Origin of the sequence: Larkinella terrae, assembly GCF_009668025.1 — a bacterium.
Lineage (GTDB): Bacteria > Bacteroidota > Bacteroidia > Cytophagales > Spirosomataceae > Larkinella > Larkinella terrae.
In genome coordinates, this window is record NZ_WJXZ01000013.1 from 297430 (window position 1) to 323022 (window position 25593).

Annotated in this window: 29 protein-coding genes and 1 tRNA gene; 16 read left to right on the forward strand and 14 right to left on the reverse strand. The window is 47.0% G+C overall.

Going from position 1 to position 25593, the window contains the following annotated elements:
- Positions 1–37 precede the first annotated feature (37 nt).
- Positions 38–1138: a helix-turn-helix domain-containing protein gene (locus GJJ30_RS21680; RefSeq protein WP_154177281.1), complete on the forward strand. Its 1101-nt coding sequence runs from the start codon at positions 38–40 to the stop codon at positions 1136–1138.
- A gap of 114 nt (positions 1139–1252) precedes the next feature.
- Positions 1253–2416: a DUF4932 domain-containing protein gene (locus tag GJJ30_RS21685; RefSeq protein ID WP_154177282.1), complete on the forward strand. Its 1164-nt coding sequence runs from the start codon at positions 1253–1255 to the stop codon at positions 2414–2416.
- Between the two features lie 169 nt (positions 2417–2585).
- On the opposite strand, the gene GJJ30_RS21690 is transcribed toward GJJ30_RS21685, so the two are convergent.
- Entirely contained in the window at positions 2586–3266 is a 681-nt protein-coding gene (locus GJJ30_RS21690; protein ID WP_154177283.1) for a fasciclin domain-containing protein, read from the reverse strand.
- A 223-nt stretch (positions 3267–3489) separates the two neighbouring features.
- Here GJJ30_RS21690 and GJJ30_RS21695 point away from each other — a divergent pair, with 223 nt between their 5' ends.
- A complete protein-coding gene (locus GJJ30_RS21695) occupies positions 3490–3960 on the forward strand; it encodes an FKBP-type peptidyl-prolyl cis-trans isomerase (RefSeq protein WP_154177284.1) in 471 nt (156 codons plus the stop codon).
- A 102-nt stretch (positions 3961–4062) separates the two neighbouring features.
- Complete coding sequence (locus GJJ30_RS21700) at positions 4063–4650, forward strand: hypothetical protein (protein WP_154177285.1); 588 nt, start codon at positions 4063–4065, stop codon at positions 4648–4650.
- Between the two features lie 124 nt (positions 4651–4774).
- On the opposite strand, the gene GJJ30_RS21705 is transcribed toward GJJ30_RS21700, so the two are convergent.
- Together GJJ30_RS21705 and GJJ30_RS21710 are read right to left on the reverse strand one after the other, a co-directional pair.
- On the reverse strand, positions 4775–5512 hold the full coding sequence (locus tag GJJ30_RS21705) for an EcsC family protein (RefSeq protein ID WP_154177286.1): 738 nt from the start codon (positions 5510–5512) through the stop codon (positions 4775–4777).
- A 21-nt stretch (positions 5513–5533) separates the two neighbouring features.
- A complete protein-coding gene (locus tag GJJ30_RS21710; RefSeq protein WP_154177287.1) occupies positions 5534–6922 on the reverse strand; it encodes a pectate lyase family protein in 1389 nt (462 codons plus the stop codon).
- A gap of 150 nt (positions 6923–7072) precedes the next feature.
- Between GJJ30_RS21710 and GJJ30_RS21715 the strand changes: the two genes are divergently transcribed.
- Positions 7073–7753 (forward strand): murein L,D-transpeptidase catalytic domain family protein, encoded by a 681-nt coding sequence (locus GJJ30_RS21715; RefSeq protein WP_154177288.1) that lies wholly within the window; start codon positions 7073–7075, stop codon positions 7751–7753.
- Here the strand turns inward: GJJ30_RS21715 and GJJ30_RS21720 are convergent, their stop codons facing one another.
- Together GJJ30_RS21720 and GJJ30_RS21725 are read right to left on the reverse strand one after the other, a co-directional pair.
- Positions 7754–8959: a L,D-transpeptidase family protein gene (locus tag GJJ30_RS21720; protein WP_154177289.1), complete on the reverse strand. Its 1206-nt coding sequence runs from the start codon at positions 8957–8959 to the stop codon at positions 7754–7756.
- A gap of 298 nt (positions 8960–9257) precedes the next feature.
- Positions 9258–10220, reverse strand: coding sequence for an MBL fold metallo-hydrolase (locus GJJ30_RS21725; RefSeq protein WP_154177290.1), 963 nt, complete (start codon positions 10218–10220; stop codon positions 9258–9260).
- Positions 10221–10440: 220 nt separating this feature from the next.
- Between GJJ30_RS21725 and GJJ30_RS21730 the strand changes: the two genes are divergently transcribed.
- Positions 10441–10740 carry a hypothetical protein gene (locus GJJ30_RS21730; RefSeq protein ID WP_154177291.1) on the forward strand — a complete coding sequence of 100 codons (300 nt, stop codon included), beginning with the start codon at positions 10441–10443 and terminating at the stop codon, positions 10738–10740.
- On the opposite strand, the gene GJJ30_RS21735 is transcribed toward GJJ30_RS21730, so the two are convergent.
- Positions 10737–11489 carry a DeoR/GlpR family DNA-binding transcription regulator gene (locus tag GJJ30_RS21735; RefSeq protein WP_154177292.1) on the reverse strand — a complete coding sequence of 251 codons (753 nt, stop codon included), beginning with the start codon at positions 11487–11489 and terminating at the stop codon, positions 10737–10739. The two genes, GJJ30_RS21730 and GJJ30_RS21735, sit on opposite strands and share 4 nt — an antisense overlap.
- 67 nt (positions 11490–11556) lie before the next feature.
- On the opposite strand from GJJ30_RS21735, the gene nudK reads away from it, so the two are divergent.
- The gene (nudK, locus tag GJJ30_RS21740) at positions 11557–12138 is read left to right on the forward strand and encodes a GDP-mannose pyrophosphatase NudK (protein ID WP_154177293.1); all 582 of its coding nucleotides are present in this window, start codon (positions 11557–11559) and stop codon (positions 12136–12138) included.
- Between the two features lie 227 nt (positions 12139–12365).
- On the opposite strand, the gene GJJ30_RS21745 is transcribed toward nudK, so the two are convergent.
- Positions 12366–12566, reverse strand: coding sequence for a hypothetical protein (locus GJJ30_RS21745; RefSeq protein WP_154177294.1), 201 nt, complete (start codon positions 12564–12566; stop codon positions 12366–12368).
- A 250-nt stretch (positions 12567–12816) separates the two neighbouring features.
- Between GJJ30_RS21745 and GJJ30_RS21750 the strand changes: the two genes are divergently transcribed.
- From GJJ30_RS21750 to GJJ30_RS21765, 4 genes are all read left to right on the forward strand, one after another.
- Positions 12817–13080: a hypothetical protein gene (locus GJJ30_RS21750; RefSeq protein ID WP_154177295.1), complete on the forward strand. Its 264-nt coding sequence runs from the start codon at positions 12817–12819 to the stop codon at positions 13078–13080.
- A gap of 183 nt (positions 13081–13263) precedes the next feature.
- Positions 13264–13455, forward strand: a complete 192-nt coding sequence (locus tag GJJ30_RS21755; RefSeq protein ID WP_154177296.1) for a cold-shock protein — start codon at positions 13264–13266, stop codon at positions 13453–13455.
- Positions 13456–13625: 170 nt separating this feature from the next.
- Positions 13626–15773, forward strand: coding sequence for a Tex family protein (locus GJJ30_RS21760; RefSeq protein WP_154177297.1), 2148 nt, complete (start codon positions 13626–13628; stop codon positions 15771–15773).
- Between the two features lie 106 nt (positions 15774–15879).
- Positions 15880–16470: a C40 family peptidase gene (locus tag GJJ30_RS21765; RefSeq protein ID WP_154177298.1), complete on the forward strand. Its 591-nt coding sequence runs from the start codon at positions 15880–15882 to the stop codon at positions 16468–16470.
- On the opposite strand, the gene GJJ30_RS21770 is transcribed toward GJJ30_RS21765, so the two are convergent.
- The 4 genes from GJJ30_RS21770 to GJJ30_RS21785 all read right to left on the reverse strand — a co-directional run bounded on the left by GJJ30_RS21770 (position 16467) and on the right by GJJ30_RS21785 (position 18763).
- Positions 16467–17024, reverse strand: coding sequence for an NUDIX hydrolase (locus GJJ30_RS21770; protein WP_154177299.1), 558 nt, complete (start codon positions 17022–17024; stop codon positions 16467–16469). The two genes, GJJ30_RS21765 and GJJ30_RS21770, sit on opposite strands and share 4 nt — an antisense overlap.
- A gap of 175 nt (positions 17025–17199) precedes the next feature.
- Positions 17200–17877, reverse strand: a complete 678-nt coding sequence (locus GJJ30_RS21775) for a ClpP family protease (protein ID WP_154177300.1) — start codon at positions 17875–17877, stop codon at positions 17200–17202.
- Between the two features lie 107 nt (positions 17878–17984).
- Entirely contained in the window at positions 17985–18203 is a 219-nt protein-coding gene (locus GJJ30_RS21780; protein WP_154177301.1) for a hypothetical protein, read from the reverse strand.
- 5 nt (positions 18204–18208) lie between these two features.
- Positions 18209–18763 (reverse strand): RNA polymerase sigma factor, encoded by a 555-nt coding sequence (locus GJJ30_RS21785; RefSeq protein ID WP_154177302.1) that lies wholly within the window; start codon positions 18761–18763, stop codon positions 18209–18211.
- A gap of 426 nt (positions 18764–19189) precedes the next feature.
- Between GJJ30_RS21785 and GJJ30_RS21790 the strand changes: the two genes are divergently transcribed.
- From GJJ30_RS21790 to GJJ30_RS21795, 3 genes are read left to right on the forward strand one after another with little or no spacing between them, the layout of a single operon-like run.
- The gene (locus tag GJJ30_RS21790; RefSeq protein ID WP_205880593.1) at positions 19190–20050 is read left to right on the forward strand and encodes an abortive infection family protein; all 861 of its coding nucleotides are present in this window, start codon (positions 19190–19192) and stop codon (positions 20048–20050) included.
- Complete coding sequence (locus GJJ30_RS32705) at positions 20047–20118, forward strand: hypothetical protein (RefSeq protein ID WP_498071985.1); 72 nt, start codon at positions 20047–20049, stop codon at positions 20116–20118. The genes GJJ30_RS21790 and GJJ30_RS32705 overlap by 4 nt, the downstream gene beginning before the upstream one ends.
- 17 nt (positions 20119–20135) lie before the next feature.
- A complete protein-coding gene (locus tag GJJ30_RS21795; RefSeq protein ID WP_154177303.1) occupies positions 20136–21350 on the forward strand; it encodes a hypothetical protein in 1215 nt (404 codons plus the stop codon).
- A gap of 261 nt (positions 21351–21611) precedes the next feature.
- Here GJJ30_RS21795 and GJJ30_RS21800 read toward each other — a convergent pair whose 3' ends face one another.
- The 3 genes from GJJ30_RS21800 to GJJ30_RS21810 form a co-directional block, all read right to left on the reverse strand.
- Positions 21612–22523 (reverse strand): site-specific integrase, encoded by a 912-nt coding sequence (locus GJJ30_RS21800; protein ID WP_154177304.1) that lies wholly within the window; start codon positions 22521–22523, stop codon positions 21612–21614.
- Between the two features lie 79 nt (positions 22524–22602).
- A tRNA-Ala gene (locus GJJ30_RS21805) sits at positions 22603–22676 on the reverse strand.
- Positions 22677–22745: 69 nt separating this feature from the next.
- Entirely contained in the window at positions 22746–23231 is a 486-nt protein-coding gene (locus GJJ30_RS21810) for a DUF3299 domain-containing protein (protein WP_154177305.1), read from the reverse strand.
- Between the two features lie 177 nt (positions 23232–23408).
- Here GJJ30_RS21810 and GJJ30_RS21815 point away from each other — a divergent pair, with 177 nt between their 5' ends.
- Both GJJ30_RS21815 and GJJ30_RS21820 read left to right on the forward strand, forming a co-directional pair.
- A complete protein-coding gene (locus GJJ30_RS21815) occupies positions 23409–24926 on the forward strand; it encodes a sensor histidine kinase (protein ID WP_310588357.1) in 1518 nt (505 codons plus the stop codon).
- Positions 24898–25551, forward strand: coding sequence for a response regulator transcription factor (locus GJJ30_RS21820; protein ID WP_498071984.1), 654 nt, complete (start codon positions 24898–24900; stop codon positions 25549–25551). The genes GJJ30_RS21815 and GJJ30_RS21820 overlap by 29 nt, the downstream gene beginning before the upstream one ends.
- Positions 25552–25593 lie beyond the last annotated feature (42 nt).

A 25593-nucleotide genomic window follows, 5' to 3' on the forward strand; every position in this document is an offset into this window, starting at 1 on the left:
CCGAGCTTACATTTAGGTTTCGAAGTCTGGACGAACGATGGATAACTGGAAGGCGGTTTTGTATTTGTTGGCATCCGGTCAGGGGTTGCTGCTGAGTTTTGCCCTGATAATCAAAGGACTCCGGAGCCAGCGTGCCAATCTTTTCCTCGGCCTGATTCTCTACACGATTTCGCTGGAACTGCTGAATGCCTGGGGGATGCAGGTTCAGTACCACCGATCGCCCGATGTATTTCCGTTCTGGGTCTTTCAGTCATATCTAATCCTGCCTCCGGCCATCTGGTTTTTTGCTCACTACAGCACCGTTTCCGACTATACGTTTCGACGCCGGTACATCTGGGCATTCGCGCCCGCCCTGATCGATATCTTCATTCAACTGAGTTGGACGCTCTCCCGTCGAATGACGGGCCACCAGCTACCACCCTTGCTTGACAATTCAATCTGGTTCTTCTGCACCGAAATTCTTCCTATTCTGGGTACCGCTGCGGCCGTCGGCTGGTTTGGCCACCAATTGACCAAGCTATTTCCGATCCGTTCCGGGCGGTTTTTGCCTTTGGGAGAGTTTGTGAAGCGATACAGTCTTTTCGTTTTTCTGGCGGCTTTAACGGTATTGTGGGCGGCTGGCGTGTTGTTCAAACGACCGATTTTTTCAGAAATCGAGCTGCTGTTGACTCTCTTTCTATTCGTTTACGCGTATCTGGGTTACGCCAATTCGTCTTACTTTGACCTGCGCGTTGCTGCCAAACCGAAGCCGGTCGAGAAAGCAGCGTTTCCGCAATTCGACGATGCGAAGCAGTGGAACCGACTGGAGACGGTTTTTCAGCAGGAAGCCCTTCATACCCAATCCCGGCTGACGCTGGAAGATGTAGCCGAGCGCTTGCGATTGCCCGCCCGGTACGTCTCCTACCTGATCAATAAACAGCACGGCGCCAATTTCAATCAGTTTGTAAATACGCTTCGCGTGGAAGCCGTGATTCGGAAACTCAACGACCCCGCCGAGCAGCACAAAACCTTGCTTGCCCTGGCCCTCGAAGCCGGTTTCAATTCCAAATCAACCTTCAATCAGGTGTTCCGAACGCATACCGGACAATCTCCCTCCCACTACCTGACTCGGGTCACGAGAACCACCAATCCCGCCTGATTTTGGGATTACTGGTCCGAAATCGTGATTCCGGACGTCCGAAATGGTGTTTTTGAGCGCACGACAACCGCTCCGACACTTGGTTTGCAGCACTAACCAAGCGAGTCAACTCTCATGCAAATTCGACGCTCTTTTCTGTCAATCATTCTTTTTTTACTTTTTATTTTCCCGGCGATCAGCCAGCCTGCCAGCCCAGGCGACACCTCCGCCAATCGAAGCGTTCAGGTGCGGTTTTATAAAAATGTGGAGTTGCTGGGTTTCGTTTATTTTGTGGGATTTGAAGGCAGGCAACTGGAAAACGATGAGAGCTTTTTAAAAAGCAAACCGATCCGAATGAAGGACTGGTACGGCTACGGTTTTAGTTTGTACCAGCAGTATAAACCGTTCCACACGAATCAACACGTCGTGAAAGCCCTGCAACTCGTCGACCACCTCTGGCTGGATTACCTGATTGGCTTGTTGCTTCAACTGGATGATTTTCCGCGAGCGGTCCTCACCGATCAGGTTCCGCAAAGCTCCTACCTGCGGTTTTCCAAACAGCAAAACCCAGCAGAAGCCCGTCAGAAAGCCGAACAATTCATCGAAGCCCTGAACCGGTTTTACGAGGAAGTCGACTTTGAGGACTACCTGCGCAAAAACCATAGTAAGTACGACAACGCGCTGGCTCAGGTCCGAAGCGGGTTACCTGATAAGCGGTTTATTCCCGCGATGGAATCGTTCTATGCACAACATTTTCAGGCGTTTACGCTCGTTCCGAGCCTAACCATTCCCACCAGCATGGGATTTGGGCCCCGGTTTACGCGCGACGGCCAAACGTTCATTTTTAATGTATTCGGTCCGTTCGATGTGCAATCGTTTGCGGACGAAACGAAGCTCGATATGGGGTTCAGTAACCGGCAGCAGTTGGTGGAGCTGAGCACTCACGAATTTGGCCACTCGTTTGTTAATCACGTGGTGGAACAGACTCCAGCTGAACTGATTCGCGAAACGGAGAAACTATTTCTGCCCATTCAGGAACGAATGACGGCGCAGGGCTATCCAGCCTGGAAGGTTTGTCTGTATGAACACTTTGTTCGGGCGGGCGAGATTGTCATTGCCCGGAATCTGGGTAAACAGGCCGATGCCCAGCACCTGCTGGATCACTATGTTACCAATCGGAAGTTTATTTACATCCCCGTCATTCTCGAAGAACTGGAAGCCTATAACCGAAACCGGACCATTTCGTATCCCGAAGCCGTCGGGAGAGCGATGCAGCGATTGAAAACGCTTAAACCGTGATGAGGAATGATAAAAGACTGTCTAAAAATAATAAATCTTGTATCCTAGGTAGCCCCCAACCCCCTAAAGGGGGCTTTAATCGGTGTACTAAAGCCCCCTTTAGGGGGTTGGGGGCAACGCGAAAGAAGGAAAATTGTAATTTTAGACAGTCTCTTAAACAATTCCCTTTTTATTTCTTCTCCGCTGGCATCAGAACCGCGTCGATTGAATGAATCGTGCCGTTGGTGGCTTCCAGGTCCGCCCGGTTGATGTTGGCGGTATTCCCTTGTCCGTCGGTAATGGTAATGGCATCGCCCTGTTTACCAACGGTCAACGTCCCGCCCGTGACGGTTTTCAATTTCTGGCCATCCTGCAATTGATCCGACGTCAGATTGCCTTTTACTACGTGGTACGACAACAGCTTGACGAGCTTCGATTTAGAGGCCGGTTGCAGCAGAGCGTCGAGCGTTCCGGCAGGCAGTTTGTCGAAAGCTTCGTTCGTGGGAGCAAAAACCGTGTAAGGCCCTTTTCCTCCAGCCTGTTCATCCAGTCCCGACACCCGCAGTGCCCGGAACAAAACCGTATGTTCCGACGATTTGGCGGCACTAATCGCCATATCCCGGCCTGTCGAGCCGCCCGGTTTCATACCCCCGCGTGACTCCCGGCCCGACCCCATTGGCCCGTAGGCGTTGGTGCTGCTCTGGGTCGAAACCGAGGTGCTGCTGCCCAGCGGATTGGGTTGAGCAGACGTTGAAGATGAAGAATTGCTGCGCGAAGTTGAATCTTTAACTTCTTGAGCGAGAGCGGCTTTGTTCGCACCAACCAGTAATCCTAGCGCCAGTGCAAGGGAGAAAACTGCTTTTTTCTGCATGATAAAAAGTGGTTTGGTTTACAAAACGTTGAGAATATACTAACAACTTTTAACACAATAGATCGGCAAATTGTTGTCAGAGTACAGTTGGGTTAACGGGCCAGGTCCGGCGAATATTTCATTTTCGTCCGCCCAAAACCGGTAATCTTATCGTAGAAAAGGGCGACAAGTTGCGTCCTTTATTAAAAAAGTATAACCTTTGTCGGAATTCAATTTTTTAAACATGCAAATTTCCAAACACAAAGTTGCCGGCATTCACTACACCTTGCGCGACAACGACGGCAATATTCTCGACTCCAGCGAAGGACGGGACCCACTTTATTACCTGCACGGTGAGGGAAACCTCATTCCGGGAATGGAAAACGGGCTGGCGGGTAAATCACCCGGTGATAAATTTCAGATCAAGGTTCCGGCCGAGGAAGGCTACGGACTGACCGATCCTCAGATGGTGCAATCGGTGCCCAAAAGCGCTTTTGGCGGTCAGCCAGTTGAAGTTGGTATGCAGTTTCAGACCAACCAGGGCCAGGTTGTAACCGTTACATCGGTGGGTGATAATGAAGTGACGATCGACGCCAATCACCCGCTGGCGGGTCAGGAACTCAATTTCGATGTCGAAGTGATCGAAGTTCGGGATGCCACCAACGAAGAAGTGACGCATAAGCACGTACACGGTCCGGGTGGACACCACCATTGATCAATTCGCGTAACTAAGCTGACGGTCACCGGTTTTGTTCATACGTTTGGATAACGATCGGTGACCGCCAATTTATCCATCATCCTCTATTCCTAAAAACCCATGAAAAAATTTACTTTCTTCATTCTCAGCGGTTTTTGTGCCATCAACGTCTTCGCCCAGACGGCTCCAACGCCCGATATTCAAATCAAAACCGCCGTTATGGCTGCTCCGGCGGATAAGCGCGACGGTGCTATGGTATACGGTTATTCGGGTAAAAATGAGATGGTTGTTTTACGAAAAGGCACCAACGACTACATTTGTCTGGCCGATGATCCAACCCAGAAAGGCCTGAGTGTTTCATGCTATTACAAAGGGTTGGAACCGTTCATGGCGCGCGGCCGGGAATTGAAAAAAGAAGGCAAATCGCCCGCGGAAATCATGAAAATCCGCGAAGACGAGGAAAAAGCCGGAAAGTGGAAAATGCCGAAACAACCGTCGTCGCTTTTCGTCTACTCCGCCCCTGACTCGAACTACAATGCCGCAACGGGCGACGTTAAAAACGGCTATTTGCGCTCCGTGGTGTACATTCCCTACGCTACCTCCGAAAGCACCGGCCTGCCCCTGAAGGCCGAAGCCCCCGGCATGCCCTGGATCATGGACCCCGGCACCCACCGCGCGCACATCATGATCAATCCGGCGCGGAAGTAACCTAATGTTTTTATGGCTGAATGGCTCTGATGGTTAAATGGTTGGCTGGCGCATGCTTTTTTATTTATTCGAAAGAGTGCGTCAGCCAACCATTTAGCAATCAATACCATTTTTAACCATAAACCTATTCAGACAACTCCCGTCCTTCCGCCCACCGCATCCGGTATGCGTTCATGGCGGTTTTTCCGAGTGAATCCAGCAGGCGATAATTGGCGACTAACCCGACTGCGGCTCCGATTCCGGGAACCAGTTGGGCCATTTTGACAAGATCGATGTAATCCCGGTATTCCTGCTGGAAAGTTCGCCAATCGAACTGGTTGATGTCGTCGGGCAACTGCTGGCTTTTGGCCTGCCAGTTGATCATTTGCTGGTAAACCGCCTGCCGACGCTCCTGACTCGAAAACGCCAGCTGGAAAATGTGCATGATGTACAAGCGCTCCTTGTATTCGTTGATCGGGTACCCGTATATGGCCGCGATTTCAAATAACAGCTTCATTTTCAGGGCGAGTAACAACGGAAAATCCGCCAGCCCCAGCAAAATACCTCCCGCTCCGGTAACGCCCCCCTCGGCCGCTCCGGCGGTTTTATAAAAAGCGATCCGGTCCCGAACCCGCTCTTCGCGCTCTTCCAGTGACAATGGCTCCAGAATGGGTTGTCGGGTCAGAAACTCGGCACCGAACAATACCGCCCGCGTCATCTGCTTGATCGTGGCGGTAATGGCCTGATGGACCTTCTCCGGAATGATTTTGTTGATTCGGTTTTGAAGATTTTTCGAAAGCCGGTTAACAGTGGATGGTTTTCGCATCATTTTCTGTCGCCAGGCATTCAATTCACGCACCACGGCGTCTTCGTAGGGGGACATAATCGGTTGGTTGGTTCGGAATTAGCGCGGGCCCTGTCGGCGGCTGGTTTGCCGGACGCCAGTTCCCAATTTTGCATTATTGGTTACCTTATTATATCCTTCAAACGTTGAATTTTCGACGGTCGTGTTGTATGAATCCAGACTTAGTTGAATGGCGGTTCTGGAACTGTCAGTGGTTACAAATCGGGTTCCGTCGGTGATCCGGCTTTGCTTGATGCGGGCGCCAATGATACCGCTGTTGACGAAATGGCTGTTTTTAACCAGCAATTCGGTTAACTGTCCGTTGTAATACCGAATGTTACCACCCCGAAAAGTGGTTCCGTTGACGGTAATCCGGCGCGAACCGGAATTCTCGTAACTAATGTACGCATCTTTGTCGAACTCGCAACCGGGCCCGATGATGGTTTCTTCGTTGGTGGAACTTCCCCCGCCGTAGTTGGAAAATGAATTGCGGGCTCTGGTTTTTTCGGTTCGGACGTTGGTCAGCGTAACCGGGCCGCTGAACGTCAGAACGCCGTCAGTATCGGTAGCTTCCAGCCCTGCACCGCAATTCCGCGCCGTAAAGGTATTGATCAGGATCCGGTACGCGTGGTGCGATCCTTTCACGGCATTCACGCAGTTTTCCGCTTCGCCGGATTGAATTGTCGCTTTTGCCCGTTCCGAAATCCCAAACCCAACCCGAAAACCGCTGGCTTTGCAATTACTCCAGGTAACCCGGTGGTCCGAATCGGTTTGCTCACCCTCCGACCAGAAACCGGCGTATGGGCTGGTTCCCTTCGAGTTCCGGGCGACACAATGGGAAAAAACCGTACCGGGGGCGTTGTCACTATCGAAAAAGTCACCAACGCAATCGGTGGCGGTACAATACTCAAAGCGCGTATTCTTCGCGTAACCTCCGGCAATGAATGGGGATTTTCCACCTGCTTCGTGGTAGCGTTTCTGACCACTTGCCTGACAGTTTCGAAACACATTGCCATCTGAAACCGCCTTTTCTTCTCCTCGATTAAACAATTGATTCTCAACCACAAAAGAAGAAGCATCCGCATTTCGGATAGAAATCCGATCGGCACCGCTGGCCGTACAACCGCCCAGATAGATGCCGCCTTCAATCGGGCTCCGGTCGCAGTCAATCGTTAGATCACGGACAAAAACCCGTTGTTTTCGGTTGGCAAAAAAGGCGTAACCCCGTTGGTTATTCCGAACAATAACCGTCCGGCCACTGCCCGCGCCCCGAATACTGATCGATGAACCGGTTATTTCAACGGGGCCCTGAATAAATGTTCCGGCGGGGTATTTAATCGTCCCTCCGCCCCGTTTCGTCAAATCCGCAATGGCCCGGTTAATCGCCGGTGTCAATTCCGTTTCACCCGGTTTTTTATAAGCCAGGACCGAAATTACCGGTTGTGCCAAACACACTGAAAACCAGCAGTTAATCAACGAAAAGGCCAACCAAATAGAACGAATCATACAGAAAATAGTTAGTCCGGCGAATTATTATTATCCAACGGACGTTATTAACTTACATCCCTTTTTACATACGAACCAGTTAATCAACGTTTTATGAAAAAAGCGCTGCTGATTCTTCTTGCTATTCTTCCGCTGAGCCTTGCCAGCATTGGCACTACGGTTAAACACGCTGCTCCGACAAAAATCGATCAAGGCAGTCTCTGGTCGGCGGTTTACAACGAATTGAATCTGGAAAGCATCGGTCTTCGGAAAGAGGTTTTTGACTACGCCCTGCGGGGTTTGCAGAAAACCGATTTTGCCAAATCCATTCTCAGTATCGTCGATCTAAGTCAGCCGTCGAATCAGAAACGGCTGTATGTGATCGACCTTAATATGCACAAACTGCTGTTCCAGACCTACGTGGCTCACGGCCGAAATTCGGGCGAATTGATGGCGGCTTCGTTTTCAAATACTTCGTCGTCGTTTCAGTCCAGCCTGGGTTTTTACCAGACCCTTAATACGTATCAGGGCAAGCACGGTTTGTCGCTGCAATTAAAGGGATTGGAACGCGGTTTCAATGATAACGCGTTGAGTCGGGCGATCGTGATGCACGGCGCGGATTATGTTTGCGAAGATTTTATCCGCAAAACCGGTCGGCTGGGCCGGAGCCAAGGCTGTCCGGCCATTGCCAACGCCGTCAGCAAGGATATTATTCAGGCTATCAAAGGTGGTTCCTGCCTGTTTGTGTATTCCCCCAATTCGGATTACCTGCAAAAATCGACGTTCCTGCTGTAATTACATCGGGCGACCGTCCAGGTCATAGACGTCCTTGTAATACCGCAACTGCCCTTTTTCGTCGATATCAACCCGGTTGTAGACTACAAAAACCGGAAACGGTTTTGGTAATTTAAGCGTCTGCGGTTTTTGATCGATCATGCAGCGGTTCATAAATCCTTCATCAAGAACCGGCGCATTCATCAGGTAATTGGCCAGCTCGACCGGTTTTTGAACCCGCATGCAGCCGTGGCTCCGCCAGCGGTCGGAGGTTAAGTCGAACAGATCTCGGGCGTTGGTGTCGTGTAAGTATATAGCTCCCGGCCCAGTCAGATTGAACTTAATCAACCCCAGGGAATTGCTGCAACCGGAAGCCTGCCGAAACCGGTACGGAAAATTTTCGGCGGTCATTTCTTCCCAGTCAATTTCGGACGGATCAATGACGTTTTCTTTGTCATCCAGCACGTCCATATTCTGGCTTTCCAGGTATTGCGGATTTTCCTGCACCTTCGGAAGAATTTCTTTCAGGCCGATTCCGCGAGGAACGTTCCAGTAAGGATAGGTCACAATATCAGTCAAATAGGTCGTAAAGAAGGGCGTTTTACTGTCTTTTTTCCCGGCAATTACGTCCATCGGCAACAGGCATTTCCCACTTCGGTCGTAAATATTCAACTGTGCGGCTGGAATGTTGACCACCAGAAACCGGTCAAAATCAAAGCGGTTTAGGTACCGGTAAAAATTGAGCGTTTGCCGAACGTATTTGGCAGTATCATACACGCCCGCTTTCCGAAGCCGCAAAAAGTGCTTGACCAGCGTCGGGTAATGCCCGAAAACTGCCGTCTTTTTCAGAGAATCCAGCGCCGATCGGCCCTCGTCTTTCTTGAGCATGGAGATGGCCCAGACGGTGTCCACTTTCTCCGGAATCTTGTTGTACGTAATTCGCGACGGTTTCAGCCCGTAGCGGAGTTCGAGCAGTAAACCGGTAAATTTCTCGCCAAATTCTTTTTTGCTGTCACTCTCGACGAACGAATACCGGTTGGTATCAATGCCCACGGAATCGGCCGCCCGGCACAATTGCCGCATCACCAGCTCGGCCGGTTTTCGGTCCCACCCTTCGGCAGTGACTTCATTTTTGTTGAATACACCATAATGCCTCAGCGCGAACCAGGCTACTAATGCGACAACAACGACACTTGATATGACAATAATAAGGTTACGCCGTTCCATAGTTTGTTGAATTAATCAATAGCTATAAAACTGCGTTTTGGATGGTGGTGTTTAACTTTTGGCGGAATTCCTTCATAAAAAACCCCGGCCAGTTGATTAATTCAACACCTGCCGGGGCCTCGGGATTTTGCTAGTTAGTGAAGATCAGCCTTGCTAAGAGACAGCTTAAAATTTATAATTTCCATTTTCAACTTTGCCCCCAACCCCCTAAAGGGGCTTTAACTGGCATTTCGAAGCCCCCTTTAGGGGGTTGGGGGCAAAGTGGAAAGGGAAAATCCGTATTTTTGACAGTCTTTAACTACTTTCTAGTTTTACTGCCAAATAGAAGCATCACCGTTCCCACAATCAGGCCAATGCTGAGCACCCGGGCCACATGATACGATACCGGCGGGGGCATATCTACGATGCCCTCTTCATTGGTATGGGCCGGTTGTTTGGCATAGCGGCCGTTTTTCGGCACCTCTTCAGCGTCAAAATTATGAATCAGATCTTCCAGCAGTTGGGGCAGGTTGATTCCCCGAATGGCTTTCCCGTGACCGGTTCCGGCAGCGGTTGGGTTCAGAGCCGCCAGTTGCTGAATGGAACGTTTGGCGGCTTCCCAATCAATCGTAAAATAAGCCGGAGGGCCGTGCAGCACTTCTTTCTGAGTCATTACTGAAATGGCCGAATTTTGATTCGTATTGGTAAACGCATCCCCCGCAATCAATGCGCGGTCGCTTTCTCGGAACAACGAAACGTGGCCGGGCGAATGTCCGGGCGTGTGAATCACCTTCCAGTCGGGCAATCCCGGAACCACACCGTCGGCCGGAAAAGGATGAACCCGGTCCCCAAAGTTATACGGAGCGGTCGGAAACATCCACGACATGTAGGCCATTGCGCCCCCACCAACGGCGGGGTCCGGCGGTGGATAATGCGATTTCCCCTGCAAAAACGGCATTTCCAGCGGATGCGCATAAATGGGCACCTTGCCCCAGTCTTTCAATAATGTTTCGAGCGATCCGGCATGGTCGAAGTGTCCGTGGGTCAGAATAATGGCCTGGGGCGGGTTGTTTTCCCCGAACAATTCGGCGGCTTTTTTCCGGATCGGGTCCGCTCCGCTCGGCGTTCCGGTATCCACCAGCACCCACTTTCCACCGGGCTGCGGTTCACCGACAAAATACACGTTTACAAACACATTTTTCAGTCCTCGGACATCCGTAGCAACGTCATACGTTCCCAATTCTGCACTGGTTGTCTGGTTTTCAACAGTCTGACTTTCCATACCCCTCGTTTTTATGGTTTAAATTTTTAACCGGAAGAGAGCGGTTTTGTTGGTATTTATTAGTTACTGCTTCAATCCGCATGGATAAAATCAGCCGGTTCAAACGTCCGCGTCATAGCTGTTGTTCATCAAAACCCCATAATCGTAAACCTAATTCCTGAACAATACTGGCAGCCGTTCCAAATTTGTATATCTTTGCGAGCGAAAACCGCCGTCGACGATGCGAGTCCTGAAAGTAACTAAATATAGCCCTATTTTACACGAATTACGGGCATCGTGGGGTGTGCTTCAGGCCGGGAAGTACTTGCTGTCTGAATCCATGCAAAACCGGACACCAGCCGATGATTTGTTCGCTTACCAGAGTGCGGTGGCCGAAATTGGTCGGATTGAGCGGAAACTGGAAATTCTCTACGACGAAATTCAGGCCGTCGAATTGCTACACCAGGCCGCTATTCTGACGGGTAATTACGAAGACATGTCGAGCCGCAAACGCTCGAACGATAACTCGTCTCTCAATTAATTTACGATCCGAACACCCCGTTCGCGGTATAATTCCAGTACATCCGGATTGGCCGCCTGGTCGGTCACGATGACCTGAATCAGACTCAAAGGCGCGAAATGGAAATATTTGTCTTTTTCCAGTTTCGTCGAATCACAAAGCATATACACTGCGTCGGCCTGACTAGCCATCGCCAGCGTCATTCCGGCCTCGCTTTCACTATGAGCCGATAAACCGTGCTGCGCCGAAATCCCATCCACACCCAGAAAAGCCTTATGCGCCCGGTAACGGGCAACGTGCTCGTTGGCAATCAGTCCATGAACCGCCTGCCGCTTTGAATCAACCTCCCCACCAACCAGATTCACTTTCACTTCCGAATCCAGCAATTCATTCACAACAGGCAATGAATTGGTAATCAACTGAATACGTTTATTCCGAATAAACTGGCAGAGCCGAAAAACCGTACTGCCGCAGTCCATGAAAATAATATCTCCCTCGTTGATTTCCTGAGCCGCCAGTCTGCAGATATAGTCTTTGTTCTCGGAATTAACGGCGGTTTTGTTCGCAAACTGAACCGGGTTGATGGCTAAGCCCACTTTCATAGCCCCGCCGTGGGTTCGGTAAATCAGACCGTCGGCAGCCATCGCCGTTAAATCCCGGCGAATGGTAATTTCCGACGTTTGAATCAACTCCGCCAGTTCCTTCACCTCGACTGACCCTTTTTCTTCGACCGTTTGTAAAATGATCCGCTTGCGGTTTGGAAAGTTCATATAGATGCCATTAATTTGCAATTCGCTCAAGAATAATCAAAATCAATCAAAAACAACCAATATTAGCATGAATAATTCACGGGTGCAGTTGCTCAAAGATGAAGTTTTATCCGACAACTGGTACGTTCTTCGCAAGGTAACATTCAAATATTTACGGAAAGATGGCATTTGGGAAACCCAGACCCGGGAAGCCTACGATCGCGGAAATGGCGCAACGATTTTACTCCATAATACTGAGAAAAATACCGTCATTCTGACGCGGCAATTCCGGATGCCGACATACGTCAACGGAAACGCCAGCGGTTTGCTGATCGAAGCCTGCGCCGGTTTGCTGGATAACGACAATCCGGAAGATGCCATCCGACGGGAAACGGAAGAGGAAACCGGTTTTGTGGTGACAAATATTCAGAAAGTGTTCGAAGCCTACATGAGCCCCGGTTCTGTAACGGAGAAACTTTATTTTTTCACAGCCGAATATTCCGATACAACGGAGAAACGGGTTGGTGGCGGCATTGACGAGGAAGATATTGATGTGCTGGAATTACCGCTTTCACAGGCCATGCAGATGGTCGGCCAGGGAGAAATTGTCGATGGCAAAACGATCATGCTGCTTCAGCATCTGTTCATTCAACAACTCCTTTCGGTTTAAAGGAAAATCGGGAAGTAATCAGTCAACCAGAGCGGTTTTTGCAACCAGTTTGTTGATGGAAATAGATCAATGAACCGGCCACTCGGAAGTCGGCCAGCGGAACCGGCAATCCTCCATTGGCGAATAAAAGATAAAAATAACTCCAACCTCCCACTTCACATCCACTACACACCGGAGGTTGGAGTCGTCATTCACAAGTTTACGGGGAAAACGGAATCAGGCATCAACTAAACAAACTCACGTCTCGCATTCCGGCGAATAACCGGCGGCAAACCACTCAGATAAAAATCATCGATGGGTTGGTTCCAAACTTGCTTAAAACGTTCTTCAAGCGCCCGGTAATCGAGCGGATTCATATTGGGGGAATTCAATTTATACAATTCGTCTCCCATAATGCAGGAAATCCAGAAAAATGCGTCGTATTTCATAGATAGGATGATTTATGGATACAAAGTAATTGGAAGGGCATTAAAACGAGGTGTAAAGCGAATTAAGTCAGCCTTAAAAATGAACGTAATTAGATATATGAAGATTAAAAGCGAATTAAAACGGATTATTTGGCCGGACACTGATCCCGGTAAAGTATAAAAACCGATTTAATCCCGTTTTATTTATTCATCTTTATGGAGCCGGTTTTATTAAAAATTTGTTCACTATATAGAGCCAAAAGTAATTGCCATGTTAACCCTGGAAGAAGCCTATACTGACATGCTCCGCTCGCTAATCGGGCTGCGGAAATACGTCAAAATCTTTTATTCGACTGAACTGCACGAGTTGCTGTCACTCACATCGATTATTACGGATTTGGTACCCGGACCTGATGGGGATTCAATCGTGCTGGTATCAGGCGAGGTGATCCCGATAGCCCGGCTGGTGAACGTGGACGGCGTTTATGCACCTGGTCAGGAAGATTATACTGATTGTCTGGTCTGCCGTATTTAATTTGAAATACCACTCCTTCAGACGCGTCAAGGTTCTTTTCTTACCCTTATTCTATTTAATTTCACACTGTATTTTTCGTTCCAGGCTAAATAAACCCCGGTTATACGCAAAAAACTAGGATAAAATTTGGATTGGAATTTAAAAATATAGTCTTTTATACAAATTTTTTTCAATCACAATTCAATGCAAACAGGAGTAGTAAAATTTTTTAATGAAACCAAAGGATACGGTTTCATTAAACCGGATGCACCAGGTGAGGACATCTTTGTTCATTCAACTGGTCTCGTCGATCAAATCCGCGAAAACGACAAAGTTAGATTTGAAGTTGAACGTGGCAAAAAAGGTCTGAACGCTGTAAACGTAGAACTGGTATAATCGAAAGATAGAGCCGTCTTAGTTTCAAGAAGAAAACATGCCTCACGGCATGTTTTTTTTTGCCCGCTGAATCAGAATCATTTACCGTCGCATTACCGCTTTTCTGGACAGCGTTTATTGAAAAACCGGCCTTTCCTGCTTTTTTTGCGGTTTCATTTCGCAAACCAGTCATGAGTTCTTCTTCAGAAACCGGCAGTATTTCTTCGCGTATTGCGGCCCTGCTTAACCTTTCCGCCCGCCAGGTAGCCAATACCATCAAGCTTCTTGACGAAGGGGCTACTGTTCCTTTTATTGCCCGGTACCGGAAAGAAGCAACCGCATCGGCCGACCGCGGTCCACTGGACGAAGTGCAGATTGGTGCAGTCAAAGACACGTACCAAAGACTCCTTGAGCTGGACAAACGCCGGGAAACCATCCTGAAATCCATTGAGGATCAGGGCAAACTGACTTCCGAGCTTCGGCAAAAAATCGAATCGTCCGACTCCTTAACCGAACTGGAAGACTTATATCTGCCCTACAAACCCAAGCGAAAAACCCGCGCAACGATCGCCATCGAAAAAGGGCTGGAACCGCTGGCTAAACTGATCTTTAGTCAACGGGAAAATACCGTCGAGCGAAAAGCCGCGATTTACCTGAACGACCAGGTTCCGACGGTTTCGGATGCTTTGCAGGGCGCGCGCGACATCATGGCCGAATGGATTAGCGAAGACGCCGACGCCCGTCAGCGAATCCGGAATCTCTTTGAACGTGAGGCCATTATCAAGTCGACGGTCAGGAAAGACAAGGAAACGGCGGGCGTTAAGTACAAGGACTATTTCAGTTTTGCCGAACCGCTCCGCCGGGTTCCCTCCCACCGCCTGCTGGCGATTCGTCGCGGGGAAGCCGAAGGAATTCTTTCGGTCAGTATTTCGCCGGATGAAGAAGCGGCCCTGCAACGGCTGGACCGCCAGTTTTTGCGGTACGGTTCGTCGGAAAGTATCGACCAGGTGGCCATTGCGATCAAAGACAGTTACAAACGGCTGATCAAACCGTCGATCGAAACCGAGTTTGACAACGCGTCGAAGCAAAAAGCCGATCAGGAAGCCATCAAAATTTTTGCCGACAATCTCCGTCAGTTGCTGCTGTCGCCCCCACTCGGTCAGCAACGCGTTTTGGCCATCGACCCCGGTTTTCGGACGGGCTGCAAGGTCGTTTGTCTGGATGCGCAGGGAAATTTGCTGACCAACGACGTCGTTTATCCCGATAGTCGGCGTGAGCAGGCGCAGCAGACTTTGCAAAAACTGGTGGCGCAGTACCAGATTGAAGCCATCACCATCGGCAACGGAACCGCCGGCCGCGAGACCGAAGATTTTGTCAGAAGCCTGAATTTTGGCAAAACCGTACCGCTTTTTATGGTGAGCGAACAGGGCGCGTCGATCTATTCGGCGTCGGAAGTCGCTCGTCAGGAATTTCCGAATCAGGATGTTACCGTTCGGGGAGCCATTTCAATTGGCCGCCGGTTGATGGACCCGCTGGCGGAGCTGGTCAAAATTGATCCAAAATCCATCGGAGTAGGTCAGTATCAACACGACGTCGATCAAACCGAACTGAAAAATAGCCTGGATCGGGTGGTGGAAAGCTGCGTGAACCAGGTCGGTGTGTCGCTCAATACGGCCAGCAGTCATCTGCTTCGTTACGTGTCGGGACTCGGTCCGCAACTGGCGCAAAACATCGTTGAATACCGGACCCAGAATGGCCCTTTCCAATCGCGCGATCAACTGAAGAAAGTAGCCCGACTGGGAGCCAAAGCTTATGAGCAATGTGCTGGTTTTCTGCGCATTGACAAAGCAAAAAATCCGCTCGATAACAGCGCCGTTCACCCGGAAAGTTATCCCGTCGTTGAACGGATGGCCCGCGATCTGAACGTTACAGTTACCGATCTGATTAAAAAAACCGAGCTTCAAAAACAGATTAGACCCGAATTATACGTTACCGAAACAGTGGGTTTGCCCACTCTGCGCGACATTCTGGCCGAACTGGAAAAACCGGGCCGCGATCCTCGCGAAACACTGGCGGTTTTTGAATACGACGAGCGCGTCAGAAAACCGGAAGATCTGCGGGAAGGAATGCTCCTGCCCGGCGTCGTTACGAATGTTACCGCTTTTGGCGCTTTTGTCGATATCGGCGTAAAACAGGACGGATTGGTCCATATTTCGCAATTATCCAACCAGTTCGTTTCCGATCCGCGCCAGGTTGTCAGTGTCCATCAGAAAGTACAGGTGAAGGTGCTGGAAGTCGATTTGCAGCGCAAACGTATTGCCTTAACCATGAAATTTTAATAGCTTACTTCCTGATTCGTTTATCAGCAAGATTGTGAAAGAAAAAGGATTCCTGGTTTTCAATACGTTAAATCAAAAACCCTATTCATTAAACGATCAAAAAAGTATGGTGGTGACTCCTTTTCGGTTCTTTTGGCCCACAGTCATTCTGGCGTTTACGTTGTCGTCCTGCTCATTTTTCAAAACATCGCATTACGTTCCACCCGCTCAGCGAAAGTCCACCGTTGCCAGCCGCAGACCGTCGACCGCCAATCGCGCACCGGTTGCCAAGCCGCTGAAAACCGTCGACACCCGAACGTACCAGCAGGGCTACGTTCCCGAAGTAGTCAAAATTGCCCGGACCTACACCGGAACACCCTATCGAACGGGTGGGCAAACGTCGGATGGGATGGACTGTTCAGGATTGATTTTTGCCGCGTTCAATACGGTGGGATTACAAATGCCGCGCATTTCGTGGCAGCAGTCCGAAGTGGGCTATGAAGTCGAAGTACCTCAGATTCAGGCGGGTGATCTGGTCTTTTTTGTTCCCGAAAACGGCAAAGCCGGGTACGTTTCCCATACCGGTATTGTTACCGAAGTTCATGGGGAAAACAACATTATGTTTATTCACGCGTCGTCGTCGCGGGGCGTTCGGGAAGACAATCTTTATTCGAACTATTTCAAAGGCCGATTCGTAAAAGCCGTTCGCCCGTTTTAGGTTCGATTTTTCAGATACGATTCCGCCATTTCGAGCGTCTGCAAATAGGTCGCGTTGGGCGGAGTATACGACAGGGAATGAACACCGGAGCGCAGTTCTTCGAGTAGGGTAGCCAGCGGCATAAACCGCAAATCCGCCACTTCATCGGCTTGCATGACGAACTGACCAAGCGTTCGGTTGGTCGGAAACATGTAAACCGCAGCGTGTTCCCGATCAATCAGCGAAACCGCTTCGTCTATCACTTCGACGGCCACCATTCCCAGAAATTTCAGTTCGCCGGTTTGGGGCCGGGTGCCGATTTCTTCTTCCACTTCCCGAATCGCACAGGCTTCGTAACTCTCGCCCGGATCAACGTGGCCGCCCACGCATACATCCCAGTAATTCGGTAAAACGTGTTTATCCGGGTGCCGGAGACTCAGCAGGACCTCCTCTTTTTCGTTCAAAACCACAATCTCCGAGGTGCGGTGCCAGTCGCCGTCGCGGTGGGCTTCCTTCTTTGGTTTGGTAAAACCGAGTGGCTGGTTGTGCTGGTCGTATATTTCGAGTAGATCCATAAAAAAAGCCGCATCGCTGCGGCTGGTTTTCGGTGGCGATACTTGACCTTTATCCTACCACCGCCTGGTCACAGAAGCTCCAATTTATTGGTGTTTTGGGCTCCTAAATAGACATTTTCACGAAATAAAAATAAGCGAAAATCAGTCACGAATCAATAACTTTTCCGAAACTTATTTACCGCACCAAGACCTCATCGATAAAACCGTATTCTTTGGCGTCTTCGGCTTTCATCCAGTAATCCCGGTCGGCATTCCGTTCGAGTTCTTCTACGGTTCGGCCGCTGTGATGCGCCATGATCTCGTATAATTCCTGCCGTAAAATGACGATTTGGCGGGCCGTAATTTCAATATCGACGGATTGCCCCTGCGCCCCGCCGTGCGGCTGGTGGATCATCACCCGGGCGTGGGGCAAGGCCGACCGTTTTCCGGCTGCCCCGGCGCACAACAAAACCGCCCCAAACGAAAGCGCGACACTCGTACAGATCGTTGCCACGTCGGGCCGGACGTACTGCATCGTATCGTAAATGCCTAAACCGGCGTAAACCGAGCCGCCGGGGCTATTGATATACAGCAGAATATCCTTTTTCGGATCGGCCGATTCCAGGAATAACAGCTGGGCGATAATGACGTTGGCAATGTTGTCGTCAACTGCCGAACCGAGAAAAACAATCCGGTCGGCCATCAAACGGGAAAACACATCGACTTCCCGGAAATTCATGGGACGTTCCTCAATCACCGCCCGGGTCATATTCTCCACCTGATGGAAATACTGGTCGACCGTCAAACCGTTCAGGTTCCGTCCGTGGACGGCAAAGTTGCGGAACTCGCTTTTGCTAAGCTCTGGATAATGCATAAAACAATAGGTTAGATTTGAAAATACAAGGCAATAGGAAGCCAACCGACTCGTAACTAGTCAGTTATGAAAATATAAATAAATTCTTGGGAATTTATCCGGCGGTTTTATCCAAAGAGCCGGAGGTAAATAGCGTCCAGTTCCCGACGCAGTTGCTGGCGACCGGCCAGCCGCAGGGCCTGGTAAGCGAGTTTTTGAGCGGCCAGTTTCTGCTGCCAATCCGGATTCCAGAGCAGCCGAACGTTCACTTCGATGCGCTGCTCCTCGCTCAATGTTCCCCGAAGATAGGATTCCAGCAATTGAACTTCTTCTAATTCAGGACGCATGTCCGTCAGGGTTTGAAGTGATCAATGGAAAGGTGACTCACCGCTTTTCGCAGTCGTTCCAGGCATTTGAACTTCTGAACGGTTGCCGAACGAACGGTCTGATAACCATGCTGTTGGGCAATCTGCTCCAGTCTTTGACCGAAATAATAAAAGCTAATTAGAATGGATTTACAGGTTTCCCCCAATTGATCGACAAACGTCATTAGGTTCAACGCGGGTTGTTCTTCCATTCCGGACTCCTCCCAAATCGGATCAACGGGATTATCAACCAGTTCGGCGTTCCGGCTCCGCTTTTCCAGTTCCTGATGCCAGCGGTTTTTACAAATGCCCATCAGGTAGGTGCTGACAGACGACGTTAAAACCAGTTGCTGCTGAACGGTTTTCTCGTAATAGATGATCATGGCCTCATGGAAAACATCTTTCGCATCCTCCTCCGAGCCGCCGTGTTCGCGGACGTAATGGCGCACCATCGGATAGGTTTTGGCATAGATCCGCTCCATCGTATAGTCCCGGTCGGTCAGCAGATCGACAGCCATCGAAAGGCTTTGCGTTGCATTCATACGCTTTTTTCTGGTTTATCGGAAAACCGTCCCACTATCACCCAGGGACACCAAAATAATTTTAAACAAAAAAAGCCACGAATCCTGAAATCCGTGGCTTTTTATTCGTTTTTGCCCTGTTTATGTATACGGTTTTTAGCGTTATGTATAAAGATTTTGAGATTGAATTACAAAATGCCTATTTTGAGAGCGATTTTGATAAGTATATTTCTATCCGTAGAAAGTTGCGCAGGGTGCAATATAATTTGACGACACTTGAGCGGCTTGGATGAGTTTGAAATTGGGGCTTCGGCCCTTTTTTGAAGCCAAGACCGGGAAGTATATTATTTCTCAATGTAGGACTGTCCAAGTTTTTTAGCAAAAATTTCAGGTCCATACTCTATACTTTATTTCATCTTTTAACTGATAAATTATTAGAAAAGAGTTATGCCAATATTTGATCTTTATTCCAAGCGACAAAAAAGACTTAGAGGTGAAGTTTCTGATGTACTCACCTACGATAAAATCCCTCAATCGTTAAAAGTTCAAATTGTACATATAATTAGCGATGCTATTGGGGAAGATAAATATTTGGGAGTACATGAAACAAGTAAAGTTTACGAATTTTTGCATAATACTATCGCTAGGGAATATGGAGTTTTTCAACTTAGAGAGGTTTATGGAGAAGAATATAAAGAAAAACTGCTTAACTTTCTTCTTGGCACTAATAAGACAGATGAAATTCTAGACATTACTGAATTATCATTTAAATACATTAACAACATAATAAGAAATTCCAATTATAATTATAGAGAGAATGTTATAATAAAAATAAACGCAGATGATGCAATTCATGAACTTAATGTCAGATTTAAAGAAAATGGAATTGGGTACTCTTTTACTAATAACAATATAATAAGAATAGACTCGACATATGCACATTCTGAAATCACAAAACCTTCACTTTCACTTTTATCAAATAAAAAATTTCAAGGTGCAAATGATGAATATTTAAGTGCCCATGAATATTATAAAAACGGAAAAAACAAGGAATGCTTAAATGATTGCCTTAAATCCTTTGAAAGTACTCTTAAAGTTATTTGCAAAGAAAAAGGATGGGAATTTAATCAAACTGATACTTCTAAAAAGTTAATTCAAATTTGTTTTCAAAACGGATTAGTACCTACATTTACCCAAAACCAGTTTACTTCTTTGCAAAATTTATTAGAAAGTGGAATACCGACTATTAGAAATAAACTGGTGGGCATGGGCAAGGGCAAATACCGCAAAAAGTTGATGATGAAATGACTAGGTATGGTCATAATTTAACAGGGACTAATATTATTTTTTTAATTGAACAAAGTGGGATAAAATAAAAAGCAAGATAATCAAAATGAAATCATTTAATGAAATAGATCATATTCCTTTTATGGACCATAGAGCTAAGGCTCTTGCAAATGAAATCAACAACACCCAAAAAGATTATATCATTAGAGTTGATGAAAATGAATATAAAAAATACCTATTTGAAAAATTTAAATTTGAGTTATTAAAAATTAATTATGAAAGCGAACATATAGATCCACCAAACGTAAAACAAGAAACTGTACATGATAATATGTGGAATAGAACTTACGTTCAAGATGTTTATTATTTCACAGTTACGTATTCATTTACTGGGTCAGCAGAATTGTTCAATATGAGATCAACTTCATGGCATATTACATTCGCTGAAATAAACATTGATCATATTAATAACAAAGTATCTTTAGTTATTAAGTTAACTGAGCTTGATTCTGACAAATTTAACCGAAATAAAGCTGATATTCTTGCTAGGGCCTTTAGAAACCTTGAAAATGTGAATAAGGATGCTTTAAACTGGAACAATAGTTTGCCTGCCAACATTAATTACCTGTTTTCAAGAGTCAAATCAAAATACGAAAAAGAAAACAGTTTTTATGCAGCAATCAATGTAAAAATTAATCCAGGAACTCAATCTATTTTTACAGCTCCAACTATAAAGAAGAAAATTATTCCACAACCAACCGCTTCAAAAAACAAGGAGTTTTCATCTGAACCAACTATGAGTAATGAGATGTATAATGATGTGCTTAAGGTTGTGTACGATTCAGGAAAAAATATGGAGAAAAAACCATCACTTTATCAAAATAAAGATGAAGAAGGTTTAAGAGATCAATTTCTTTTCGTTTTAGAAACACGATATGAAGGTACAACCGCATCAGGGGAAACATTTAATCGAGGTGGCAAAACGGATATAATTTTGAAATATGCAAAAGATGGAAGTAATCTATTCGTAGCAGAATGTAAATTTTGGCATGGTGCGTCAGAATTTTTAAAAGCCATATCTCAACTATTTGATAGATATTTAACTTGGCGGGACTCAAAAGTAGCATTAATTCTATTTGTCAAAAATAAGGAATTTTCAAATATTCTTGACACAATAAAATCTGAAATAAGTAATCATCCATATTTTGTTAGTAAAATCGGTGATAGAGGCGAAACCTCATTTAGTTATAAATTTAGACTTCCTCAGGATGAAAATAAACAGGTATTATTTGAAGTTATAGCATTTCATTATGACAAATAAAGTATTAAAAAATATCATTTTGGTACATTTACCAATTATAATTATCCAAATTTGGATCAGTTCGTAATCCTAAACTCTTCAAATAAATGTCAGTAAATTGAACTATGACGTAACAGCATTTGAAGCTGTTTCAGCCCAATTCCTGAGCGATATGCATTTACAGCCCCCGTATGCTTCCAGCTATAAAGCATGTAGCCTTTATTATTCAACCCGGTATTTTCTAATGCTTTTGCATGACGGTTGTAAGGTAAGTTTTCAGCACTAACTAACGCTCCCGGTTTCAGACCAGTCCCAAATAAGTAAGAATTCAGGATGATAGGATTCAAGATCGATTACAGCCAACAAAGGAGGAATGATTGCCGTATTTTCAGTTTTACGGTTTTTAGCAATTTCGCCAGGGATTATAATGGACTTTGTAGTTAAATCTATATTCTTAATCCGTAATTGCCGAAGCTCACGCGGACGAATAAACGCAAAATATAGATACCGAGTAAAAAGGAATAGTTCATAATCATGTTCCTTTAAATATTGCTCTAATACAATCCTGTCATCGTCCGTAAAAGCAATATTAGACGCACTTACTTGTGTTTTAGGTAGGCTTGGAATTCGGAAAGGGTTAGTTTCAATATCATTCCTAATAGCAATCGAATTATACATCATTGCCAGATGAGCAATAGTTTTATTTGTCGTGTAAGCGCTATTTCCTTTCTTTAGAAAAAAATCTCGCAGTTTTAAAACATCTGCTTTAGTTACCTGAATAAGTTCTATGTCTTTTGAAAAATACTCAGCAGCCTTATTAATTGCAGTTCGGTATGTTCCTTTGCTCTTTTTCCTCAGATAACCGTACGAATCTTCAATTACTGCATAGAACGATTCGACCAATAAAAGAGGTTTTAGTCTTTCGATATCAGAATCCTCAGTTCCTGTATATTCTTTCTTAAAATGGTAGCCTTCCCGAAGTAACTTATTGATTTCCTTAATCTGCTTCGCTGCATACTTACGTCGGCTTTCGTCTGTTTGGTAAGACAATGGGATTTTGACACGCTTCCGAATTAAGTCAGCATTATTTTCGGAGTAAGCATAAAACTCAATATACCACTCTTTTGAAAGGTCGCCCTTACGGTCTCTAAGGATGGCGAGCTTATACGGTTTATCTAACTTACTTTCTTCCATTCCAAGAACCTTCTTTTTTGTCCCGGAAATTGTCCCGTAAATAAAAAACGTCGTTCCTGATATCAAGAACGACGTTGAGTGGAGATAGTCGGATTCGAACCGACGGCCTCTACAATGCCATTGTAGCGCTCTAGCCAACTGAGCTATACCCCCTTTTTTTCGTGGTGCAAATATCAGAAACTTTGGAGAAAAAGCAAGGCGGCTTTTAAAAATCTCGCCAGATTATTGCTGAACCATTTCGGCGTCGACCAAAATATAGTTCAGTTCGTAGATATTGTCCGCGTTCAGTTTCAGCGTTCCCTGGAACGTCCGGCGTTCATCGGTTTTAAACTTCTGGCCGTTTTTCTTGAATTTCAGCGACACCACCGACTCCGGTCCGGCACCTCCGCAGAAGAAACAGGCACTGAACGGGAAAGCCGACAGCACGTAGGTATTGGATTCGTAATCAACCGGTAAGACGTAGCCCGTCAACTCGACCGGTTTGCCACTCAGTTTCTGAATTCCGGCTCCGAAGGTTGGATACAACATATAAACCGATTCTTCCGGGTACCATTTTTTCTTAAAAGTCACATCGCGCAGGGTTTCCCACGACAGCTTGACGGGTTCCGCAACGGAAACGGCCATAGCCGGAACAACCACCTTAGCGGGTGTAAAAGCGGCCAGAGCAAGTAGTCCTAAAAGTGCGATGAAAGAGACGTTTTTTTTCATGACGAAGTCGCGTTCAGATATTTACAAATCTACGCTGTTTTAAGCTTTAAAAACAACATAAAATTGGGTTTGGTTCTGGTTTTTGCACCCAAAACTCACAAGTTCCCAGCTCATTCCTTCAATTATCATAATATTTGCTACCTTTACCTTAATCAACGTTGTCGTCCCTTATTAATCGTGTCGGAAGTAATTAACGTACCTCAGACCTCACAGCCTTCAGCGCGCCATTTCAACCGCCTGTTTCTGACAACACTGGTCGTTATTGCCGTGTTGTTGACCGTTGCCGAAATTGTTACCCAGTTTCAGACCAGACGCGAGGCTGAACGGGTTATGGTGATTCGAATGGCTTCTGCCCAACGCCACCACAGTCAGCGCCTGGTCAGCAAAGTCCTCCAATTCAACCGAGCCACTACCCTGCCCGCTTTTCAGGACAATCTGGCGGATATAAAAAAACTGTTTGCACAGTTTGAGACCAATCATTTACACATCGAACAGGGAACCGTTCCGGGATATCCGGTGATGCTGCAGAACAGCGACAGTGTAAAAATTCGTTTTCAGCTTCTGAAGCCTTATTACCAGGGTTTTCGGGAAAGTATGCAGCGCATTATCCAGCAGGCTGAGCAGGCCAAAAATCCGGCAACGTTTGCGTCAGGACTCGATTTGACGTCACTGATGGACAATGAAAAACCGTTTTTAGACAAAATGGATGACGTTGTTCAGCAATACACCCGCGAAACGCTGGCGAATGTGGAAGACACCCGGCTGCTGGAGTTTATCATTTACCTGTTTACCTTGCTGGCGCTGGTCTTTGCCGGGTGGTTTATTTTGCGCCCTGCGGTCAATAAGTTCGAAGGGATTATTGTCCAGCTGGTCGAAGCCGAAACCCGAACCGCTACCACCAACCGCAAACTGCTGTCGCTGAACCGGGCGTTGAAGGAAACCCGCCAGCAGTTATTCGACGCAACCCGCCAGCAATACCAGCAGCAGATGGACGAGCAGAAACTTCGGACTTCGTACCTCGTAGCGGGTCAGGAAGAAGAACGAAAGCGGCTTTCCCGCGAGCTCCACGACGGCATTGGCCAGATGCTGACCGCCATCAAGCTCCAGGTTGAAAGCTTTGAACGAAGCCTGAATCTGAGTCCGGAAGCGAAGGGAATTAAAAATCTGATGGTCCTGAAAAACCTGATTTCTCAGACCATTCAGGAAACGCGGAACGTTTCAAACAACTTGATGCCGACGGTTTTAAGTGACTTCGGACTGGTTCCGGCCGTAAAAATGCTGGCCGATACGCACGATAAAGACAGTAAAATAGATATTATCTTTCATACTAATCTTTCAAATACGCGGTTAGATAAAAGTGTGGAGATTGGTGTGTATCGCATCGCGCAGGAAGCCGTCAGTAATGCCTTCCGTCATGCCGAGCCAAATCAAATTACCATTGATTTGTTCGAAAAAGATAATTACTTGCATCTTATTGTGAATGACGACGGTAAAGGGTTCCGAATTCACCGCAGCCGGAAAGAAGACACCAAACGTCCCTCACAAGGAATTCATAACATGAACGAACGTGCCGTCCTGATCAACGGCAAATTTAAAATTTCATCCGCGCCCGATAAAGGCACGAAAGTCCAGGTAAGTATACCCTTTAAACTTGCACACCAGGAATATGAGTACACTCAAGTTGATGCTGGTTGATGACCACTCGATTGTCCGAAATGGAATCCGTTCTCTGTTGGAACAAAACGACGAGTTTGTTATCGTCGACGAAGCCGGTGACGGCGAAGAAGCCCTCGAAAAACTGAAAAGTCTGCAGCCCGATGTCGTTCTGATGGACATCTCCCTGCCCGGCATGTCCGGAATTCAGACTACGCAGATCATTTCGCGTTTGTATAAGAACATCAAGACTCTCATGCTGTCGATGCACAACAACGAAGATTACATTCTTCGCTCGGTGGAAGCCGGTGCATTTGGGTATATTCTGAAGGATTCGTCGAGCGACGAAATGATGAAAGCGCTGCGGACCATCGCCAGTGGCGAGAAATACTTCAGTTCGCCGGTAGCCACCATTATTCTCAATGGCTACATGCATCAGTTGAAAAAAACGGAACGAAGCAGCAAAATCCGGCGTTCCAAGCTTTCAAAGAAAGAGAAGGAAATCCTGCAATTTCTGGTCGATGGCATGAGCAGCCGCGAAATCGCCGAAAAACTGCAGCTTTCCGTGCGGACCGTTGATAACCACCGGGCCAACATGATGCGTCGGCTTCAGGTAAAAAATGCCGCCGAATTGGTTAAAATGGCTGTCGAAGAAAAATTAATCTGATCCTTTTTGTGTTCAGCTTTCATACCGGTTACAATCTGCGTT

Bases quoted from the DNA above. Each gene is read 5' to 3' on its own strand.
- GJJ30_RS21700 (WP_154177285.1), top strand. From the start codon at position 4,063: ATGAAAAAATTTACTTTCTTCATTCTCAGCGGTTTTTGTGCCATCAAC.
- GJJ30_RS21680 (WP_154177281.1), top strand. From the start codon at position 38: ATGGATAACTGGAAGGCGGTTTTGTATTTGTTGGCATCCGGTCAGGGG.
- nudK (WP_154177293.1), top strand. From the start codon at position 11,557: ATGAATAATTCACGGGTGCAGTTGCTCAAAGATGAAGTTTTATCCGAC.
- GJJ30_RS21795 (WP_154177303.1), top strand. From the start codon at position 20,136: ATGAAATCATTTAATGAAATAGATCATATTCCTTTTATGGACCATAGA.
- GJJ30_RS21755 (WP_154177296.1), top strand. From the start codon at position 13,264: ATGCAAACAGGAGTAGTAAAATTTTTTAATGAAACCAAAGGATACGGT.
- GJJ30_RS21685 (WP_154177282.1), top strand. From the start codon at position 1,253: ATGCAAATTCGACGCTCTTTTCTGTCAATCATTCTTTTTTTACTTTTT.
- GJJ30_RS21810 (WP_154177305.1), bottom strand. From the start codon at position 23,231: ATGAAAAAAAACGTCTCTTTCATCGCACTTTTAGGACTACTTGCTCTG.
- GJJ30_RS21765 (WP_154177298.1), top strand. From the start codon at position 15,880: ATGGTGGTGACTCCTTTTCGGTTCTTTTGGCCCACAGTCATTCTGGCG.
- GJJ30_RS21750 (WP_154177295.1), top strand. From the start codon at position 12,817: ATGTTAACCCTGGAAGAAGCCTATACTGACATGCTCCGCTCGCTAATC.
- GJJ30_RS21775 (WP_154177300.1), bottom strand. From the start codon at position 17,877: ATGCATTATCCAGAGCTTAGCAAAAGCGAGTTCCGCAACTTTGCCGTC.
- GJJ30_RS21760 (WP_154177297.1), top strand. From the start codon at position 13,626: ATGAGTTCTTCTTCAGAAACCGGCAGTATTTCTTCGCGTATTGCGGCC.
- GJJ30_RS21735 (WP_154177292.1), bottom strand. From the start codon at position 11,489: ATGAACTTTCCAAACCGCAAGCGGATCATTTTACAAACGGTCGAAGAA.
- GJJ30_RS21770 (WP_154177299.1), bottom strand. From the start codon at position 17,024: ATGGATCTACTCGAAATATACGACCAGCACAACCAGCCACTCGGTTTT.
- GJJ30_RS21705 (WP_154177286.1), bottom strand. From the start codon at position 5,512: ATGTCCCCCTACGAAGACGCCGTGGTGCGTGAATTGAATGCCTGGCGA.
- GJJ30_RS21695 (WP_154177284.1), top strand. From the start codon at position 3,490: ATGCAAATTTCCAAACACAAAGTTGCCGGCATTCACTACACCTTGCGC.
- GJJ30_RS21690 (WP_154177283.1), bottom strand. From the start codon at position 3,266: ATGCAGAAAAAAGCAGTTTTCTCCCTTGCACTGGCGCTAGGATTACTG.
- GJJ30_RS21780 (WP_154177301.1), bottom strand. From the start codon at position 18,203: ATGCGTCCTGAATTAGAAGAAGTTCAATTGCTGGAATCCTATCTTCGG.
- GJJ30_RS21725 (WP_154177290.1), bottom strand. From the start codon at position 10,220: ATGGAAAGTCAGACTGTTGAAAACCAGACAACCAGTGCAGAATTGGGA.
- GJJ30_RS21720 (WP_154177289.1), bottom strand. From the start codon at position 8,959: ATGGAACGGCGTAACCTTATTATTGTCATATCAAGTGTCGTTGTTGTC.
- GJJ30_RS21730 (WP_154177291.1), top strand. From the start codon at position 10,441: ATGCGAGTCCTGAAAGTAACTAAATATAGCCCTATTTTACACGAATTA.
- GJJ30_RS21790 (WP_205880593.1), top strand. From the start codon at position 19,190: ATGCCAATATTTGATCTTTATTCCAAGCGACAAAAAAGACTTAGAGGT.
- GJJ30_RS21785 (WP_154177302.1), bottom strand. From the start codon at position 18,763: ATGAATGCAACGCAAAGCCTTTCGATGGCTGTCGATCTGCTGACCGAC.
- GJJ30_RS21745 (WP_154177294.1), bottom strand. From the start codon at position 12,566: ATGAAATACGACGCATTTTTCTGGATTTCCTGCATTATGGGAGACGAA.
- GJJ30_RS21800 (WP_154177304.1), bottom strand. From the start codon at position 22,523: ATGGAAGAAAGTAAGTTAGATAAACCGTATAAGCTCGCCATCCTTAGA.
- GJJ30_RS21820 (WP_498071984.1), top strand. From the start codon at position 24,898: ATGAGTACACTCAAGTTGATGCTGGTTGATGACCACTCGATTGTCCGA.
- GJJ30_RS21715 (WP_154177288.1), top strand. From the start codon at position 7,073: ATGAAAAAAGCGCTGCTGATTCTTCTTGCTATTCTTCCGCTGAGCCTT.